Below are 18,206 nucleotides of genomic sequence, written 5' to 3'. Positions count from 1 at the left end.
ATGTTCGGCATCAGCTTCAGCGAACTGCTGCTCGTCGGCCTGGTGGCCCTGCTGGTGCTCGGCCCCGAGCGCCTGCCTGGCGCTGCGCGTACCGCAGGGCTGTGGATCGGCCGGCTGAAACGCAGCTTCAATGCGATCAAGACCGAAGTCGAGCGCGAAATCGGCGCCGATGACATCCGTCGCCAGCTGCACAACGAGCACATCCTGCAGATGGAAGAGGAAGCCAAGCGCATCCTCAACCCGCTGACCCCGCCTGCCCAGCCGCCCGCCGCCGCGCCCACGTCTGCACCCGTAGCGCCGCCGGCTGCGCCTGAACAGCCCGATCAGCCTCAACCGCCGCGAGCCCCATGAGCGAAATTCCGCAAGACGACCAGCCGATGCCGCTGGTCTCGCACCTGACCGAACTGCGCACCCGTCTGTTGCGCTGCGTGGCGGCCATCTTCCTGATCTTCGCCGGGCTGTTCTCCTTCGCCCAGCAGATCTATACCCTGGTCTCAGCGCCCTTGCGCGCGCACCTGCCGGCCAACGCGACGATGATCGCCACCGACGTGGCCTCGCCGTTCCTGACGCCGTTCAAGCTGACCATGATCGTGTCGCTGTTCCTGGCCATCCCGTTCATCCTGCAGCAGATCTGGGGCTTCATCGCGCCGGGGCTGTACCGCCATGAAAAGCGCATCGCCATCCCGCTGCTGGTCTCGAGCATCCTGCTGTTCTACGCCGGCATGGCATTCGCCTATTTCCTGGTGTTCCCGCTGATGTTCAGCTTCTTCGCCGCCGCGACGCCGGAAGGCGTGTCGATGATGACCGACATCGCCAGCTACCTCGACTTCGTCATGACCCTGTTCTTCGCCTTCGGCGTCGCCTTCGAGATCCCGGTGGCGGTGGTGCTGCTGGTGTGGATCGGCGTGGTCGATGTGCAGTCACTGAAGAAGATGCGTCCCTATGTGATCATCGGCTGCTTCGTGGTCGGCATGATCCTCACCCCGCCGGACATCTTCTCCCAGACCTTGCTCGCCGTGCCCATGTGGCTGCTGTTCGAGGTCGGCGTGCTGTGTGGCAGCCTGATCCGCAAGCGCGGCCACGAGCCCGATGAAGCCACGGACGACCACAACGACCAGCCGCCTGCGACCCAACCGTGAACCTGTTGCTCCTCGAAGAGGCCGACTTCGTCTCGGCCGACCGCGTCGTTCTCGCTGATCGGCGCTTCACCCACATGCAGGACATCCACCGCGTAGCGGTCGGCGACACCCTGCGCGTGGGCCGTATCAATGGCCTGATGGGCAGCGCCAGCGTGGTGCGCCTGGAGCAGCACGAAGCGGAACTGGCCGTCGCCTTCGACCAGCAGCCACCCGCCAAGCTGCCGCTGACCCTGGTGTTGGCCGTACCACGCCCAAAGATGCTGCGCCGGCTGTTCCAGACCGTAGCCACCCTCGGCGTACCGCGGCTGATCCTGCTCAACAGCTACAAGGTCGAGAAAAGCTTCTGGCAGACCCCTTTCCTCAAGCCTGAAAGCATCCGCGAGAACCTCATTCTCGGCCTGGAACAGGCCCGGGACACCGTGCTGCCTGAGGTGATCATCGAGAAACGTTTCAAACCGTTCGTCGAAGACCGCCTGCCCGCCATCGCCGATGGGACCCTCGGCCTGGTTGGCCACCCCGGCCCCTACCCCGCCTGCCCACGTGCAGTCGAGGGTCCGGTAACCCTGGCGATCGGCCCCGAAGGCGGCTGGATCCCCTACGAAGTCGACCTGTTGGGCAAGGCCGGCCTGAAGCCGGTACAGCTGGGCGATCGGATCCTGCGCGTCGAAACCGCTGTAACTGCCTTACTCTCAAGGATTTTCTGACAAACAGGTCAGCTTTCTCCCATCAAGTTTCCCCGGCGCAAGCCGATGGCCTGATTACACAAGAGTATTCCGTGCTGTCTAGTTGCCGGGGAGCCCAAAAATGTATCAATTGTTTTCCCAATCGCTGGGTAATGTGAGCGTCAATCGCAAGCTCGGGCTGGGTTTCGGCCTGGTGCTGCTGCTGACCCTGGCGATCACCCTCACCGGGTGGCTGGGCATGGACAGCATCATCAACCGCGGCGACAAGCTGGGCAATATCTCGGTGATCTACGGCTACACGCAAGACTTGCGTATCGCCCGTCAGCATTACCAGCGCCAGGCCGACCAGGCTTCGATAAACGAACTGGACCAGGCGCTGAACAATGTCGAACGCCAGGTCACGCTCATGCTTGGCCAGATCGAACAGGCCGGTGACCATCAACGCCTGCAACAGCAGCTTGAAGCGATCCGCCTTTATCGCCAGGCATTCACCGAACTCAAACAGGCGCCCAACGAGCAGATCCTGCAGCGCATGGCCGACCAGGGTACGCTGCTGCTGCAAACCAACCAGGCCATGACCGAATCGCAGACCAAGGTCCGCGACGCTGGTGCCCGCCAGGCCAAGGCCATGCTCGCCGGCGCCACCGCCCTGGCCATGCTGCTTGGCCTGCTGGCCGCCTGGGCCATCACCCGGCAGATCATCATCCCGCTGCGCCAGATCCTGGCCGCCGCCGAGCGAGTGGCCAACGGCGACCTGCGTCAGGACCTGCCAACCACTCGCCGCGACGAGCTGGGTCAGTTGCAGGCCAGCATGCACCGCATGACCCAGGGCCTGCGCGAGCTGATCGGCGGCATCGGCGACGGCGTCACCCAGATCGCCAGCGCCGCCGAAGAGCTGTCGGCGGCCACCGAGCAGACCAGTGCCGGGGTCAACAACCAAAAGGTCGAGACCGACCAGGTGGCCACCGCGATGAACGAAATGGCCGCCACCGTGCATGAGGTGGCGCGCAATGCCGAACAGGCCTCCGAGGCGGCGCTGATGGCCGACCAGCAGGCCCGGGAAGGCGATCGCGTGGTCGGCGAGGCGGTCACCCAGATCGAGCGCCTGGCCACTGAGGTGGTCAACTCCAGCGAAGCGATGAACCAGCTCAAGGCCGAGAGCGACAAGATTGGTAGCGTGCTCGACGTCATCAAGTCGGTGGCACAGCAAACCAACCTGCTGGCGCTCAACGCCGCTATCGAGGCGGCCCGCGCGGGCGAGGCCGGCCGCGGCTTCGCCGTGGTGGCCGATGAAGTGCGCAGCCTCGCCCAGCGCACCCAGCAGTCCACCGAAGAGATCGAGGAGCTGATCGCCGGCCTGCAGAGCGGTACCCAGCGTGTGGCCAGCGTGATGGACGCCAGCCGCCAGCTCACCGACAGCAGTGTCGAGCTGACCCGCCGTGCGGGGACTTCGTTGGACAGCATCACCCGCACGGTTTCATCGATCCAGGCGATGAACCAGCAGATCGCCACGGCGGCCGAGCAGCAGAGCGCCACGGCCGAGGAGATCAACCGTAGCGTGATGAATGTGCGGGATATTTCCGATCAGGCGTCGGCGGCGAGTGAGGAGACGGCCAGTTCCAGCATTGAGCTGGCGCGGCTGGGGACGCATTTGCAGGGGTTGCTGGGGCGGTTCAGGCTCTGATGGCACCAGGGGCCGCTTCGCGGCCCAATCGCCGGCAAGCCAGCGATTGGGCAGCCCCAGCGATTACAGCACTTGGCGCAGGAAGGCCTGGGCCCGCGGGTCTCTGGGCGATTCGAAGAACGCCACCGGCGCCGAGTCTTCCAGCAGCTTGCCATGGTCGAAGAACAGCACGCGATCCGCCACTTCCCGGGCAAAGCCCATTTCATGGGTCACGCAGACCATGGTCATGCCTTCCTGGGCCAGGGTCTTCATCACATCCAGCACTTCGCCGACCATCTCCGGGTCGAGCGCCGACGTCGGCTCGTCGAACAGCATCACCTTCGGGTCCATGGCCAGGGCCCGGGCGATCGCCACCCGCTGCTGCTGGCCACCGGACAGGCGTGACGGGTACTCATTGGCCTTCTGCGAAATACCGACCTTCTCCAGCAGCGCACGGGCCTTGGCCTCGCGGTCGGCCTTGCTGCGCTTGCGCACCACCTTCTGCGCCAGGCACAGGTTTTCCAGCACGGTCATGTGCGGGAACAGGTTGAAGTGCTGGAACACCATGCCGACTTCACGGCGGTAGGCGTTGATGTCGGTCTTCGGGTCGTCCAGGCGCAGGCCGTCGATGGCCACGTGGCCTTCGTCGAAATGCTCCAGGCCGTTGAGGCAGCGCAGGAAGGTCGACTTGCCCGAACCGGACGGGCCGAGCACCACCACCACTTCACCCTTGGCCACTTGCGTGGTGACGTTGTCCACCGCGCGTACCACATGGCCACGGGTGTCGAAGACTTTCAGCAGGTCACGGACTTCAATCACTTTGCGCAAGCCTCCGCTCGAGCCGGCTGGCCAGGTGCGACAGCGGCAGGTTGATCAGCAGGTACAGGCCTGCCACGCAGAACCAGATCTCGAAGGTCGAGAACGAGGTGGTGATGGCCTCGCGGCCACTCTTGGTCAGCTCGGTGATGGCGATCACCGACACCAGCGAGGTGTCCTTGACCAGGCTGATGAACTGCCCGGCCAGCGGTGGCAGCACACGCTTGAACGCCTGCGGCAGGATCACATGGCGCATCGACTGGCCGGCGTTCAAGCCCAGGGAGCGTGCGGCCTCGTTCTGGCCCTTGGCGATCGACTGCACGCCAGCCCGCACGATTTCCGCCACGTAGGCGCCGGTGAACAGCGCCAATGCCGCCACCCCGGCAAACTCGCGAGACAGGTTGAGCACGGTGCCGATGAAGAAGTAGAAGATGAAGATCTGCACCAGCAGCGGCGTGCCCCGAACCAGTTCGACGTAGACCGTCGACAGGTCGCGCAGCGTCGGGTTGTTGGAAAGCCGGCACAGTCCGGCAAACAGCCCGATCACCAGGCCCAGTGCCCCGGATACCACCGAGATCCACAAGGTCGTCCACAGGCCCCACGCCAGCGGCCCCGCAGCCCAGTGGCGGGTCACGCCGATCGGGTCGCCTTCGAAGACGTCGTCGCCGCGGCTCAGTTGCAGGCTGTCCTTGGCCACGTCGAGTACTTGCTCATCGCCGTTTTCGTCCGTCAGCGTGACACGCGCGTTGTCACCGGAGACGACGATGTCCTGCACGGTGCCGTAACCGGCCGCACGCTGCGCTTCCTCGGCCTTGTAGGCGAAGTATTGCGGCACGCGGTTCCAGCGCCACTCGTAGGAAATCATCGAAGTGGCCATGTACAGGCTGAACGCCAGGCCCACCAGGACCAGCGCGGTCAGCGCATGCCAGGGCCACTGGGCTTTCTTGTGTTTGATCACGTGGTTACTCCAGAAAGCGGCAAGCCGCAAGCTACAAGCTGCAAGAGAAAGCGAACCGCGTATGGGCCCACCTCCTCTTGCAGCTTGCAGCTTGCGGCTTGAAGCTGCTTCTTATTCCATTTCCTTCAGCCAGTCCTTGTTCTTGAACCACTTGTCGTGGATACGATCGTAGGTCCCGTCATGCTTGATCTGGTGCAGGAAGTTGTTGATGAAGTTGATGCTGTCGTAGTCGCCCTTCTTCAGGCCGAAGGCCAGCGGCTCGTAGGTGAAGGGTTCTTCGAGGAACAGCAGCTTGCCGGCGCCGGCCTTGTCCACTGCCACCACGTTGTACGGGGCGTCGTAGACGAAGGCGTCAGCCTTGCCGTTGACCACGTCCATCACCGCTTCCTGCTCGTTGTCGTAGCCGTGGTACTGGGCCTTGGCGATCAGCTTCTTGGATACCATCTCGCCGGTGGTGCCGAGCTTGGAGGTGATGCGGTACTTCTCGTTGTTCAGGTCCTTGTACGACTTGATCTCGCCCGCCAGTTCCTTGCGGATCAGCAGGGTCTGGCCGACTACGATGAAGGGTTCGCTGAAATTCAGGCGCAGGTTGCGTTCCTGGGTCAGGGTCATGCCGCTGCCGATGATGTCGAACTTGTCGGTCAGCAGGGCCGGGATGATGCCGTCGTAGGCGGTGGAAACAGCCTCGAACTTGACGCCCATGGACTTGGCCATGGCCTTGAGGATATCGACTTCGAAGCCGATGATCTCGCCGCGCTTGTTGGTCATCTGGAACGGCATGTAGGTCGGGTCCATGCCCACCCGCAAGGTGCCACGCTTGACCGCGTCGTCGATGGCGCCGGCCTGGGCGCTAGCGACCGCGACCAGCGCGGTGACGCCCACCAGCAGGCGCGAAAGGTATTTCTTCATCATCACCAAGTCCCCTAGCAAGAAAAGTAGCGAATCTTATCGTTGGCACGGCCGTACCGGCCGGCGTGTTTTATCGGAGAGGGATGCTAACGCATGGCGGCCCTGGGACCTAGAGCCGGGGGGGACTTTGTTGGCCAAAATCCGATTGGGCGGGAATATACGGGGGCCTTCATCGCCGGCAAGCCGGCGAAAGGGCCGCAAAGCGGCCCCAAGGTCTGTCAGGCGCCGACGAGTGCCGGCTGCCCTTCACTTTCTGGATGCAGCGGCAGCAACGGCGAATGCGGGTCGTTGTTGATCGACGCACGCCACACATCGATCCACGCCGTATCGTGCCGGGCCCAGACCTGCTCGTGCAGGCGGGTCAGCGCCACCGGGTCGCTGAGCAAGGCCAGGCGGGTATTGAGATCAAGTCCTTTAGGCCCGACCTCGAGCGCCTTGGCCACACGCTCGGCGCGCAATGCCTCGATCGGTGCTGCCTGCCCATGCCGGGCAGTGGCCATGGCACAGGCCAGGGCATTCTGCCGCGGGTCGACCACGGCACGCACGAAGCCGTCATGCAGGGCATGCCAACGGTTTTCGTGGGTGTACTGGTCAGTTGCCAGCAGCTCCTGCGGCGTCGCGTACTCCTCGGGGATGAGGAACAGCTTCTCGTCCTTGGCCGCCAGGCCCAGGCGAGTACGGCTGGAAATCACCGAAACCGGAATCGACAGCACCAGCGAACCGACAATCGGCGCCAGCCACCACAGGAAGCTCGGGTTCAGCCATGCGACCAACCCGGCCCAGGCAAAGCCCAGCAGGGTCTGCGGGCCATGGCGACGCACCGCCTCGCTCCACGGGGTGGAGTCGTCGTCACGCTGCGGCGAATTCCAGGTCGCGGCCCAGCCGAGGAACGCGGCCAGCACGAAGCGGGTGTGGAAGATCATCCGCACCGGTGCCAGCAGCATGGAGAACAGCATCTCCATCAGCATCGACAAGGTGACCTTTATGCGCCCGCCGTACTCGACCGCGCCCTTGGCCCAGATCAGCACGATGCTGAGCAGCTTGGGCAGGAACAGCAGCACGATGGTGGTGGAGAACAGCGCCACAGCCTTCTCTGGGTGCCATTGCGGCCACAGCGGGTAGAGCTGGTACGGCTCGATGAAGTACTGCGGCTCCATCAGCGTGTTGGTCGCCAGCAGCGCGGTCGACAGCACCAGGAACAGGAACCACAGCGGCGCCGACAGGTACGACATGACCCCGGTGAGGAACACCGCACGGTGCACCGGGTGCATGCCCTTGACCAGGAACAGGCGGAAGTTCATCAGGTTGCCGTGGCACCAGCGACGGTCGCGCTTGAGCTCGTCGAGCAGGTTCGGCGGCAACTCTTCGTAACTGCCCGGCAGGTCGTAGGCGATCCACACCCCCCAGCCGGCACGGCGCATCAGCGCGGCTTCGACGAAGTCGTGGGAAAGGATGGCCCCGGCGAACGCGCCCTTGCCCGGCAACGGCGCCAGGGCGCAGTGCTCAATGAACGGCTTCATGCGGATGATTGCGTTGTGGCCCCAGTAGTGCGACTCGCCCAGCTGCCAGAAGTGCAGGCCGGCGGTGAACAACGGGCCATACACGCGGGTAGCGAACTGCTGCATGCGCGCATACAGGGTGTCCATGCCCGAAGCCTTCGGCCCGGTCTGGATGATGCCGGCGTCCGGGTTGGCCTCCATCAGCCGCACCAGGCTGCTCAGGCACTCGCCGCTCATCACGCTGTCGGCGTCGAGCACGACCATGTACTTGTACTCGCCACCCCAGCGACGGCAGAAGTCGTCGAGGTTGCCGCTCTTGCGCTTCACCCGGCGACGGCGGCGGCGGTAGAAGATGCGGCCGAAGCCCTTGGTCTCGCGGCACACATCGAGCCAGGCCTGTTGCTCGGCCACGGCGATGTCGGTGTCGTTGGTGTCGCTGAGCACGAAGAAGTCGAAGCGGTCGAGGTTGCCGCTGGCGGCGACCGACTCGAAGGTGGCGCGCAGACCGGCGAACACCCGCGGTACGTCTTCGTTGCAGATCGGCATCACCAGCGCGGTGCGCGCTTCGGGCGCGATCGGCTCGTTGCCGGCGCTGCTACCCGAAATCTTGTACTTGTCACGCCCGGTGAGCAGCTCCAGGAAGCCCATCAGCGCGGTCCAGAAGCCCGCCGATACCCAGCAGAAGAGGATACCGAAGAGGATCAGGATGGACGTCTGCAGGGCATACGGCCAGACCTGCACCACGGTGTCCCAGAGCGGCTGGTTGGCCACCTCGTTGAGGTCGACGAACGACCAGCCCTGGTACGGCAGGATGCCCTTCATGTACCAGCCGGCGACGATGGTCTGGCCGATCATCAGGGTCAGCAGGATGTAGCGACGGATCGAGCCGACCGTGCGCCAGCGCGCCGGCGGCAGTTCGCGCTTGGGCGGCTGCGGGGCGTTGGGGCGACCGGTCATGCGTCGCCACATGCGGATCAGCACGTTGGTCCGCCACGGTTCCGGCACGACCTTGGTGCGCTTGATCGGCGGGGCGATCTTCAGGCACAGGCGGCCGCTGCCGTCGACGCCGAGCATTTCGGCATCTTCCAGCTCGGCGGCACTGCCTACGGTCAGGCGCGAACCCACCGAGGCCTGGACGGCCTCGGTGGAATCGGCGGCCGGTCCGGCCGCCAGGCGTTGGTGCAGCTCACCGAACGACGTGCAGCTGGCGAGTTCCGCACGCTGCTCGTCGCTCAGTGGGAGGTGGGCCAGGTACTCGCCAAGCGATTCCGGCCTTGCGCTTGAGTTACTCATCGGCAGGCAACTGATAGCTCCAGGTCTCGGTCAGCACTTTTTCGGTGGTGGCCGGGGTCCCGTTGGTGGACGCCGCATCGGCGGCTGGTTGTTCGGCCTTGGCTAACTCCTGCGCCTTGGCGGTTTTTTCCTGCTTGGCGTGCTTGGCGGCCGCCTTGTCCTGCTTGCTGTCCTGGGCAGGCTTGGCCGGCTCGACCGGTACGTCACGGACCAGCGCTGCGCGCATCTCGGTGGACTTGTTGGCTTCCTTGACCTTCAACCGCAGGGTCAGGCGCCAGCCTTTGGTCTCTGGGTTATAGCGCAGATTGTTCTCGACCACCTCGGCGTTGTCGCCGACGCTGATCTGGCTGCGCACCGCGGCGTCTTCCGGCAGCGCGGCCAGGGCCGGGCCTGCGAAGTCGACCAGGAAGGCAACGCTGCCGTCTGGCTGGCGGATCAGGTTGGACTGCTTGACGTCGCCGGTGGAGCGCAGGGTCTGCTTGACCCAACCCAGGTCAGGTGCCTGGAACTTCTGCTCGTCGATGGTCCAGTGCAGGCGGTAGGCGTACTCCGCCGGCTTGCCTGGCTCGGGCATGGTCTCCGGGCTCCAGAAGGCAACGATGTTGTCGTTGGTCTCGTCGGCTGTCGGGATCTCGACCAGGTCGACAGTGCCTTTGCCCCAGTCGCCCTTAGGCTCGATCCAGGCGCTCGGGCGCTTCTGGTAGTTGTCGTCGAGGTCTTCGTAGTCGCTGAAGGCGCGCTGGCGCTGCATCAGGCCGAAACCGCGCGGGTTCTCGACGCTGAAGTTGCTCACGGCCAGGTGTTTCGGGTTGTTCAGCGGGCGCCACAGCCACTCGCCGTTGGCCGCGTGGATCGACAGGCCTTCGGAATCATGCAGGGCCGGACGGTAGTTCAGGACCTTGGATGGCTGGTTGGGACCGAACAGGTACATGCTGGTCAGCGGCGCGATACCCAGCCGGCTGACATGGTCACGCAGGAACACGCGGGACTGCACGTCGACCACGGTGTCGCTGCCAGGACGCAGGATCAACTTGTACGCGCCAGTGGAGCGCGGCGAATCCAGCAGGGCGTAGATCACCAGGTGCTTGTCGGCCGGCTTGGGCTTTTCTACCCAGAACTCGGTGAAGCGCGGGAATTCCTCGCCCGACGGCAATGCCGTATCGATCGCCAGGCCACGGGCCGACAGGCCGTACACGTGGCCCTTGCCGACGACGCGGAAGTAGCTGGCCCCCAGCAGGGTCATGATCTCGTCCTGCTTGTCGGCCTTGTTGATCGGGTACATCACGCGGAAACCGGCGTAACCCAAGTTCTTGGTGGTTTCCGGGTCATGCGGTACATCACCGAACTCGAAGCGGCTCGGGTCGTACTTGATTTCCTCGACCGTGCTGGCGGTGACTTCGTTGATCTTCACCGGCGTGTCGAAGTGCATGCCCTGGTGGTAGAAGGACAGCTTGAACGGCGTCTTGTCCTTGGCCCACTCGGCCTTTTCCTGCAGGAAATGAATCTTCTGGTAGTCGGCGAACTTCATGTCGCGGAATACCGCCGGCAGGTTGCTTTTCGGTGCTTCGTACTTCTGGCCGGCCAGATCCTTTGCCTTGGCTGCAACATCGTCAAGATTGAATGCCCACAGCTGGCCCGCGCTCATCAGGCCAACCAGTGCGACACTGGCCATCAGGGCCTTGCGCAGCCGAGTGCCGGGGATACTTGATGCTTTTTGGGGACTTACAATCACGAGCAACCCTCGCCGAAAACAGATCATGAAACCAACGGCCAGCGACAAATGCCGGGTTGGCGAGCACTGTTCGGACCCCGTGAGGGCGTAATGATTCCCCAAACGGATCCAGACAATGCTCGAGTCAGAGTGAAACGAACCTGCGAACGCAGGTTCACGCAGCGCGCGATTATCCAGCAGGTCGCGCTGCAACGCATCAGGCAGAACCAACTATTTATCGTACAAAACCCCTTGTTTTCCTATAAACAAGGGGTTTTTTAACCTCATATTTGTAACATAAATGTCACCGGGCCATCGTTGACCAGGTGCACCTGCATGTCCGCACCGAACTGCCCGCTTGCCACAGCCGGGTGCTGGCCCTGGGCTTGCTGCAACAGATAGTCGAAAAGCTCGGCGCCCAGGGCCGGCGGCGCGGCGGTCGAGAAGCTCGGGCGCATGCCGTTGCGGGTGTCGGCAGCCAGGGTGAACTGGGACACCAGCAGCAGACCACCGTCAACATCCTTGAGCGAACGGTTCATCTTGCCCTGCTCGTCGCTGAACACACGGTAGTTGAGCAGCTTGTGCAACAGCTTGTCAGCCTTCTCGCGGGTATCGTCAGGCTCGACCGCCACCAGCACCAGCAGGCCCTGGTCGATTGCACCGACGATTTCCCCTTCTACCTCCACCCGCGCGCCACGCACGCGTTGCAGCAGCCCCTTCATGCTTCTTCCAGCGGCAGGTCAAGCAAACGCCGGGCCATCTGGTCGGCCGCGCGGACGAGGGCGTCGGTGATGCCCGGTTCGGAGGCGGCATGCCCGGCGTCCCGAATCACCTTGAGTTCGCTGTTCGGCCAGGCCTGGTGCAAGGCCCAGGCGTTGTCCAGCGGGCAGATCACATCGTAGCGGCCATGCACGATCACCGCCGGCAGGTGGGCGATCCTGGGCATGTCGCGGATCAGCTGGTCTGGCTCGAGGAAGGCATCGTTGACGAAGTAATGGCACTCGATGCGAGCAATCGACAAGGCCCGCTGCGGCTCGGAGAAGCGGTCGACCACCAGCGGGTTGGGGCGCAGGGTGGCGGTGCGGCCTTCCCAGGTGGACCAGGCCTTGGCGGCGTGCATCTGGGCGATCTGGTCGTTGCCGGTCAGGCGCTTGTGGAAGGCCTTGACCAGGTCACCGCGCTCGTCCGGCGGGATCGGCGCGATGTAGTCCTGCCAGTAGTCGGGGAACAGGCGGCTGGCGCCCTCCTGGTAGAACCACTGGATCTCCTGCGGGCGGCACAGGAAGATGCCGCGCAGGATCAGGCCATGCACCCGCTCGGGGTGGGTCTGGGCGTAGGCCAGGGCCAGGGTCGAGCCCCACGAGCCGCCGAACAGCACCCACTTGTCGATCCCCAGGTGCTTGCGGATGCGCTCGAGGTCTTCGACCAGGTGCCAGGTGGTGTTGTTCTCCAGGCTCGCATGGGGCGTGGAGCGGCCACAGCCGCGCTGGTCGAAGGTGATGATGCGGTACAGGTTGGGGTCGAAGTAGCAACGGCTCTGGGCATCGCAACCCGCGCCCGGACCACCGTGGATGAATACCACCGGCAGACCTTCCGGCGAGCCGCTTTCATCGACATACAGCACATGCGGCGCTTCCACGGCCAGATCGTGCCGGGCGTAGGGTTTGATCTGCGGGTACAGGGTCTGCATTGCGCACTCCGTGTGAGGATATTGTCTGCCGTTGGGCATCATAAACCTGAATTGCGCTTTGAGCATGCCCTTGTACCGGTCGCAAAGCATCAGACCTGGTCTGTGGCGATCCCAATGCGAGCCGTGGCAGATAGTTAACACGTGTCGTCCTCGAGGCTGGGAATAGTAGGAGGCCCCTCACTCGACCAAGGACCTTCGCATGACGCTCCCCTCCCCGGCCGCCCCCAGCCGCCCTTACACACTCATCGAGAGCAAGACGCCCCGATGGATGAAGCACGCTACCGTCGAAACGCTAGGCGCACTGCGTGCAGCGCTCAATGGCCTTCCCAAGGAATTCGAACAGGCTTGTCGAGACAATCCGAATGTGACCAGAGCGTTGGCCCTGGAGCATGAGCATTACCGACAGACGCGAAGCGCTGTGCAGGCCCTGTTCGAGCCCCTGCCGAGCCTTGAGACTTTCGCTGCACAGACGCTGGCCGAGGGCATCAAGAAGACCTTCGGTCTGAACCTCGACGTGAGCAAAACCTATCTATTCGACGCTGTCGCTTACAGTACTCGACGTCAACAGGGCCACGCCGAACCCTCTCGGTTCGTCAGGTCGCTGACCCACCATGCCCTGCAAAACTTCGAAGTGGCGGCCACACGGCCTGGTGGGCTTGATGTGCCGACTCCGCAGATGCGCTCGGTCATTCTCGACTCCCGCGGTTACCTGAACGGCCCGCCCTTCGATAATCGGGTAGACATAGACCCTGCTGAGTTCGCCAGGCTGTGCCGTGAACTAGACATTGGCGGCCAGTACCATGCCCTGCTGGACAAGATCTACTACCCAACACCCAAACCAGGTGAAAGTGCCTTCGACGCGCAGTTGCCGGTACTGGACAAACTCAGCGCACACGAGCTCTCGGCCTTCAGGCAGAACCTGCACCTTGCCTTGCTCCGCGGGGCGATCACCGAGAATCTGCATGCTGCCGTGCTGAACACCCCCATGGACGAAAAGGCAGCATCTTCCAAGCCGCATGCCACTTTCGGCTTCCTCAAGCTGTGGGGCGTCGAATTGAACGCAATGCTGTTGATTACCTTCGCCAATGCACAGCCCTCGGGAGCCGAGGTCGTGCTGTATTGTCCCCATGACAGCACATCACCGATCCGCCAGTATGCTTCGTTCGAGGCACTCACGATCGATCTGAGCGAGCGCATCAGAAAAAACCTGGACGTCATCGCCAGCCATATTCCCGACGCCAGCCGCGACCTGCTGCTACGCAAGGTAGAAGATCATCTGCTGCCATTGACCTTCACCACCCACAACATTCATGAGCGTGTACCCGACCCCTCCGCCAGGCTGCCCTTGACCGTGCGTGATCTTGCCAAGCCGTTGCACGCCGAGCTGATTTACCAGGGCTTCGTCAGGCGGCGTGATAATGCGCTGCTGCACGCTGTACCGACCAAGGCGATGGACGCCAAGACCTTCAGAGACCGCCTGAATTACTGGGAGTCGGTAGCTTTCAATGTACTGGGCCTGGTCGGCCTCGCCATCCCCGGCCTGGAAGCCCTTGTCCCGGTGACGACAGGGGCCCTGGCGCTGATCGAGCCTGGTCTGAGCTTGGCGAACAGCTTGCTGATGGGCGTTACTCTCTACCAACTGGGCCACGAAGTGTACGAGGGCATCAAAAGCTGGTCGAACGAAGACAAACAGCAAGCCATGAACTACCTGCTGGATGTCATCGAAAATATCGCACTCATGGCGGCCCTCGCTGCTGCTACAGGGGTAGTAAAGGACGAATTCTCCAAAGTGCCCGACGAGGCCAAACCTGCCGGGCCTGACCCTGAACCCGCCAAAGACATCCAGCCCCCCTCTTTCATCGAAGAGCTGGAAGAAGTGACCCTGTCCGATGGTGAGCAGCGCCTATGGAAGCCGGACCTGGCACCCTATGTCCAGGATGTGACACTTCCCTTGGATGCCATGGCGGATGCGACTGGTCTTCACCATCACGATGGCAGGACTTGGCTGATGCTCGATGGCAAGACCTATGCCGTGAAACGATCACCGGCATCCAACGACTATCGTCTGGAGCATCGCTCGCGAGCGCACGCCTATGAGCCACCATTGCGTCACAACGGTGCCGGTGCCTGGTTGCACAGCCTGGACCGGCCTCGGGAATGGGATTACCTGCAACTGTTCCGCCGTCTGGGCCCTTTGACTGCCGGTTTCGATGACAGCAGTGCACGCCACATCCTCGCGGTCAGCGGCATTGACGAGGGCGTCTTGCGGTACATCTTGAGCGAGGGCACACAAATCCCCGCGCTGCTCAAGGACACACTTCAGCGTTTCAGGCTGGATCAACAGGTTTCGCACGCCATGACAAGCGCCGGGCGCAGTGCCCGCAGGGCCGAATTCGACAAGCGCTACCAACAATTGCCTGCAAGCCAGGAGCCCGGCGCGGCGATCATCCAACGTATCTACACCAAACTGCCCAGTGCCGTTATCGATGAATTGCTCACGCATGCCTCACCGACCGAGCGGCAACAGTTGGCCACCGGCAAGGTACCCAGGCGCGTTGGCGATGAAGTGCGAGCCTTCCAGCAACAGCTGCGCCTGTCCCGTGCCTGCGAAGGGTTGTACCTGCAGTCGGTGGACAACACTGACACGGACCGCCTGATCCTGCACTCGCTGCAGCGGCTACAGGGTTGGGCCGAAGACATTTCCCTCGAGTTGCGCATGGGTACGCTGGATGCTGACCGTGTCGAGCGAGTAGGGCCAGAGCAAATACCTGAGCAAATCATCCAGAAGACACTCGACGGCTACAAACTGCTGCTTGGACAGCAAGCACATGCAACGCTGGTCGAAGCCGTTTACGCCACCCTGAACCCGGCGCAACGCGCCAGCCTGGCCAGCGCAGGCATCACCGATGTTCGCACGCTCACCGCACGCCTCGCGCAACCACCCCTGTTGCCACGTTGGGCACTGCGCAAGGCGCTGAAGATGCAGCGGCCAGGCCCGCGCTCACCGATGCGGCTGGCCGACGGGCGCATCGGCTACTTGCTGAGTGGGCGCGGTGCTCTTGGCGCCGAGACAAGTCGAACCAACCTGTTGCATCAGCTCAATGACCTGACCCTGACCGATGAGTTGGGCATCAGTTCCGAGCAGATTCTTTCAGTGCTGGAGGCGGCAGGCCGCTCCCCGGAACAGATCCAAGAGCGCATTCACCAACTGTTTGCCGAGCGCCGTGAGCTGCAAGCCAGCCTGGATGCCACTCGCCCTCGCATTCTCACGGGATTGGGCGCACAGCGGGCGAACCACGAGGAAATCGCTACAGCCATCTGGCGTCAGTGGATCCGCGGCGCTGTGCCGGAACTCGAGCAGACACCCGGCACACTCCATCTACAAAACATGTTCATCGCCGAGTTCCCCAACCAGTTACCCGAATTCATCTCGTCACGCATCAACCGCCTGCAGTTGCATGGCATCACCCTCGACCACACAGCTGATGGATCATTGGGTCACGATCATTTTGAAGCTCAACTCAGTGCGTTGTTTCGGCACTTTCCACAACTGGAAAGCCTGGACATTGAACGCGCCCTGGATCCCACTGCAAGGAGCAGCGAGTTCGCTACCAGCCTGTTATTGATCGTCCGAAGTTTCCCGCAACTGAGAGAACTCAGGTTCGTCAATCAGAACACCGTGCTTTTCCCCCTGGACCTGGAGCGCCTCGAGTCCCGAACTGATCTGACGCGCCTGGATCTAAGCGGCAATCGCTTCGACTCAGGCTCGAGGTTCAGCTTTCCCGACCTGCATTTCGAATACCTCGGCCTCGACCGTATGGGCATGCACAACTGGCCCGCATGGTTGAACCAAACGGCGCTCGAGCGGGTTGCCGAGCTGTCGATACGCGAGAACCGCCTCACCTCGGTGCCGGGGTGGCTAGAGGAGAACTCGCTCAGCCAAGGCACTCCTACGAGGATCAACTTGAGGGACAACCCTGTCCGGCCATTCCAGCTGCGCAGTCTTCATCTGAGTCAGGACTGGCAGACGCGACGCTTCAGCTTCAACTTGAGCCTTCCACAGAGTGTCGAAGAATCGGTCGCCATGGCGCAGGACCAACTTCGCCAGCTTCGCGAGGCCACTGACCAATGGGCCAACGCCTCCAGTTCATCTGCCCCCCTTAGCGACGAAACGCGTCGCACCCGAAGCCTGGTCGGCCAGGCAATTCAAGACTACTGGCTGCAACAAGCACGCGGTTACAGCCTCACCCCATTGCACCTGGAAGAGGTATCGCTGAGTGACTTGCCGCCACATCTGCCTGAATTTTTCTTCAACGACATTGGGCACATCAGGTTACGCCGAGTGGCTTGCACGACCGAGCAACTGAACGCACTGGTGAGGGCCTGCCCAAGGCTGGAATCGCTGACACTCGAAGGACATGTTCAGGCCACCCAGGCACTACCATCAGCCTTGGTCAACTCCAGCATCAACGAGTTGAACCTGCGCGAGCTAGGCTTACGGGTGGATCAGCCCATGCTTGACAGCTTGGCGCTCATGCCTGAGCTGAGCGTCCTCGACCTGTCCGGCAACCATTTGTCAGAAGACCTGCGCAGTCCCACCAGGGCACGGCACCGATTACAGCTACTCAACTTGTCCAATACCGGCCTGCAGCGGTGGCCTGCCCTGCTCAATGACTGGCTGCCAAACTACATGCTGAATCTGGACGGCAATCAGTTGACGGTGCTGCCCGAATACATCCTGGAAAACCCGCCGAGCAACCACCCGTCAGTGGCAATATCGCTGCTCGACAACCCACTGACCTACCAAACCATGCGCCGTGCGCACCTCTCGGGTGGGCGCAACCCTCGCTACACCTTCTCGATGAGCCTGCCTGAGGACCTTGCCTCACTCAGGGTCGATGGCAGCACTTCGGGCGGATCTCCCGACAGCAGTGGCTCGGATGCGTCTGTGCCTGCAGCCCATCAGCACAGCCTGCTGATCTTGCCGGAGGAGGACGTACCAGATGTCGAGCAATGGCTACCTGCCGGTACGGCCGAATCCGTGATCGCAGCTCGCCGAAGCATCTGGGGAGCGCTGGAACAAAATTCCGATAGCACACAACTGTTGGCACTGGTCAGGCGCCTGGCGCACAGCAGCGCTTATCGCACGGCACTCTCCCATGACGATTTCATCGAACGTGTCTGGAGAGTGCTGGAACATGCGAGCCGTCAACCCGAAGAGCAGGAAAACCTCAGCCAATTGGCCAGCGCTGGCCTCATCGGTGAAACCTGCATTGATGGTGCCCTTATGCAGTTCAAAGAGATCGAAGATGAAGTGTTCAACCGCACCCTGGCAGCGATCACGCCAACCGACCATAACGGCTCAAAACTCTATCAGATGGTACGTCGCGAGTACCGCCAACGCGAACTCGACAACATCGCCACGCAGCGGGTGGAAAACCGCGACCTTGCCGAGCTGCGTCTGGCCTACCTGCGCCGCTTGTCTGTAGCACTGGATTTGCGCTCTCCCCCCGACTACATGATGTACGAGCACTCGGCCAGGTTACGCCGTGGCGAAATTGAGAGCGTCGAGCGGCTGGTTCGTGAGCGCGAGGCGGGTGAGGATTTTCTGGTCTTTGCCACCTACTTCGAGCCCTGGACAAGGTTCTTGCGCGAGACCCATGCCGAACGTTTCGCCCAGTTGCAAGACAACTACCTGAGGGACGAAGAGGCATTGCTTTCCCAGGATCCTGAAGCCTCTCTCGATGAGGTCGCGCGACAATTGCGGGATAACGTCGACGCCCTGATTCGAGAACTCACCATTCTGGCAGGTCAGCAACAACCCTGACAGCCAGCAACTGGGGCC

General features: G+C 62.7%; 11 protein-coding genes and 1 pseudogene. 5 read left to right on the top strand and 7 right to left on the bottom strand.

What is annotated here, in order from left to right:
• From tatB to PPL01S_RS01330, 4 genes and pseudogenes are all read left to right on the top strand, one after another.
• A pseudogene (tatB, locus tag PPL01S_RS01345) lies at positions 1-368 on the top strand (Sec-independent protein translocase protein TatB); the annotation flags it as partial.
• Complete coding sequence (gene tatC / locus PPL01S_RS01340; RefSeq protein ID WP_016395363.1) at positions 348-1,139, top strand: twin-arginine translocase subunit TatC; 792 nt, start codon at positions 348-350, stop codon at positions 1,137-1,139. The pseudogene tatB and the gene tatC, both read left to right, overlap by 21 nt.
• On the top strand, positions 1,136-1,843 hold the full coding sequence (locus PPL01S_RS01335) for a 16S rRNA (uracil(1498)-N(3))-methyltransferase (RefSeq protein WP_016395364.1): 708 nt from the start codon (positions 1,136-1,138) through the stop codon (positions 1,841-1,843). Before tatC ends, PPL01S_RS01335 begins: the two co-directional genes overlap by 4 nt.
• 100 nt (positions 1,844-1,943) lie before the next feature.
• A complete protein-coding gene (locus tag PPL01S_RS01330) occupies positions 1,944-3,506 on the top strand; it encodes a methyl-accepting chemotaxis protein (protein ID WP_016395365.1) in 1,563 nt (520 codons plus the stop codon).
• A gap of 63 nt (positions 3,507-3,569) precedes the next feature.
• On the opposite strand, the gene PPL01S_RS01325 is transcribed toward PPL01S_RS01330, so the two are convergent.
• The 7 genes from PPL01S_RS01325 to pip all read right to left on the bottom strand — a co-directional run bounded on the left by PPL01S_RS01325 (position 3,570) and on the right by pip (position 12,361).
• A complete protein-coding gene (locus PPL01S_RS01325; RefSeq protein ID WP_016395366.1) occupies positions 3,570-4,304 on the bottom strand; it encodes an amino acid ABC transporter ATP-binding protein in 735 nt (244 codons plus the stop codon).
• Positions 4,297-5,259 carry an amino acid ABC transporter permease gene (locus tag PPL01S_RS01320; protein WP_016395367.1) on the bottom strand — a complete coding sequence of 321 codons (963 nt, stop codon included), beginning with the start codon at positions 5,257-5,259 and terminating at the stop codon, positions 4,297-4,299. The genes PPL01S_RS01325 and PPL01S_RS01320 overlap by 8 nt, the downstream gene beginning before the upstream one ends.
• A 111-nt stretch (positions 5,260-5,370) precedes the next feature.
• Positions 5,371-6,168, bottom strand: coding sequence for a transporter substrate-binding domain-containing protein (locus PPL01S_RS01315; RefSeq protein ID WP_016395368.1), 798 nt, complete (start codon positions 6,166-6,168; stop codon positions 5,371-5,373).
• A 218-nt stretch (positions 6,169-6,386) separates the two neighbouring features.
• Positions 6,387-8,960: a glucans biosynthesis glucosyltransferase MdoH gene (mdoH, locus tag PPL01S_RS01310; protein WP_016395369.1), complete on the bottom strand. Its 2,574-nt coding sequence runs from the start codon at positions 8,958-8,960 to the stop codon at positions 6,387-6,389.
• A complete protein-coding gene (locus PPL01S_RS01305; RefSeq protein ID WP_016395370.1) occupies positions 8,953-10,692 on the bottom strand; it encodes a glucan biosynthesis protein G in 1,740 nt (579 codons plus the stop codon). The genes mdoH and PPL01S_RS01305 overlap by 8 nt, the downstream gene beginning before the upstream one ends.
• 263 nt (positions 10,693-10,955) lie before the next feature.
• Positions 10,956-11,393, bottom strand: coding sequence for a D-aminoacyl-tRNA deacylase (dtd, locus tag PPL01S_RS01300; protein ID WP_028625088.1), 438 nt, complete (start codon positions 11,391-11,393; stop codon positions 10,956-10,958).
• Positions 11,390-12,361: a prolyl aminopeptidase gene (gene pip / locus PPL01S_RS01295; protein ID WP_016395372.1), complete on the bottom strand. Its 972-nt coding sequence runs from the start codon at positions 12,359-12,361 to the stop codon at positions 11,390-11,392. The genes dtd and pip overlap by 4 nt, the downstream gene beginning before the upstream one ends.
• 199 nt (positions 12,362-12,560) lie before the next feature.
• On the opposite strand from pip, the gene PPL01S_RS01290 reads away from it, so the two are divergent.
• Positions 12,561-18,188, top strand: a complete 5,628-nt coding sequence (locus PPL01S_RS01290) for a dermonecrotic toxin domain-containing protein (RefSeq protein WP_081663678.1) — start codon at positions 12,561-12,563, stop codon at positions 18,186-18,188.
• Positions 18,189-18,206 lie beyond the last annotated feature (18 nt).

The sequence above is a fragment of the Pseudomonas plecoglossicida NBRC 103162 = DSM 15088 genome (assembly GCF_000730665.1).
Lineage (GTDB): Bacteria > Pseudomonadota > Gammaproteobacteria > Pseudomonadales > Pseudomonadaceae > Aquipseudomonas > Aquipseudomonas plecoglossicida.
The sequence above is the reverse complement of the archived record's forward strand: the minus strand, read 5'-3'. Positions and strand labels throughout refer to the sequence as shown.

Excerpts from the sequence above, each read along its gene's own strand:
- tatC (WP_016395363.1), top strand. The coding sequence starts at position 348 with ATGAGCGAAATTCCGCAAGACGACCAGCCGATGCCGCTGGTCTCGCAC.
- PPL01S_RS01330 (WP_016395365.1), top strand. The coding sequence starts at position 1,944 with ATGTATCAATTGTTTTCCCAATCGCTGGGTAATGTGAGCGTCAATCGC.
- PPL01S_RS01315 (WP_016395368.1), bottom strand. The coding sequence starts at position 6,168 with ATGAAGAAATACCTTTCGCGCCTGCTGGTGGGCGTCACCGCGCTGGTC.
- mdoH (WP_016395369.1), bottom strand. The coding sequence starts at position 8,960 with ATGAGTAACTCAAGCGCAAGGCCGGAATCGCTTGGCGAGTACCTGGCC.
- dtd (WP_028625088.1), bottom strand. The coding sequence starts at position 11,393 with ATGAAGGGGCTGCTGCAACGCGTGCGTGGCGCGCGGGTGGAGGTAGAA.
- pip (WP_016395372.1), bottom strand. The coding sequence starts at position 12,361 with ATGCAGACCCTGTACCCGCAGATCAAACCCTACGCCCGGCACGATCTG.
- PPL01S_RS01290 (WP_081663678.1), top strand. The coding sequence starts at position 12,561 with ATGACGCTCCCCTCCCCGGCCGCCCCCAGCCGCCCTTACACACTCATC.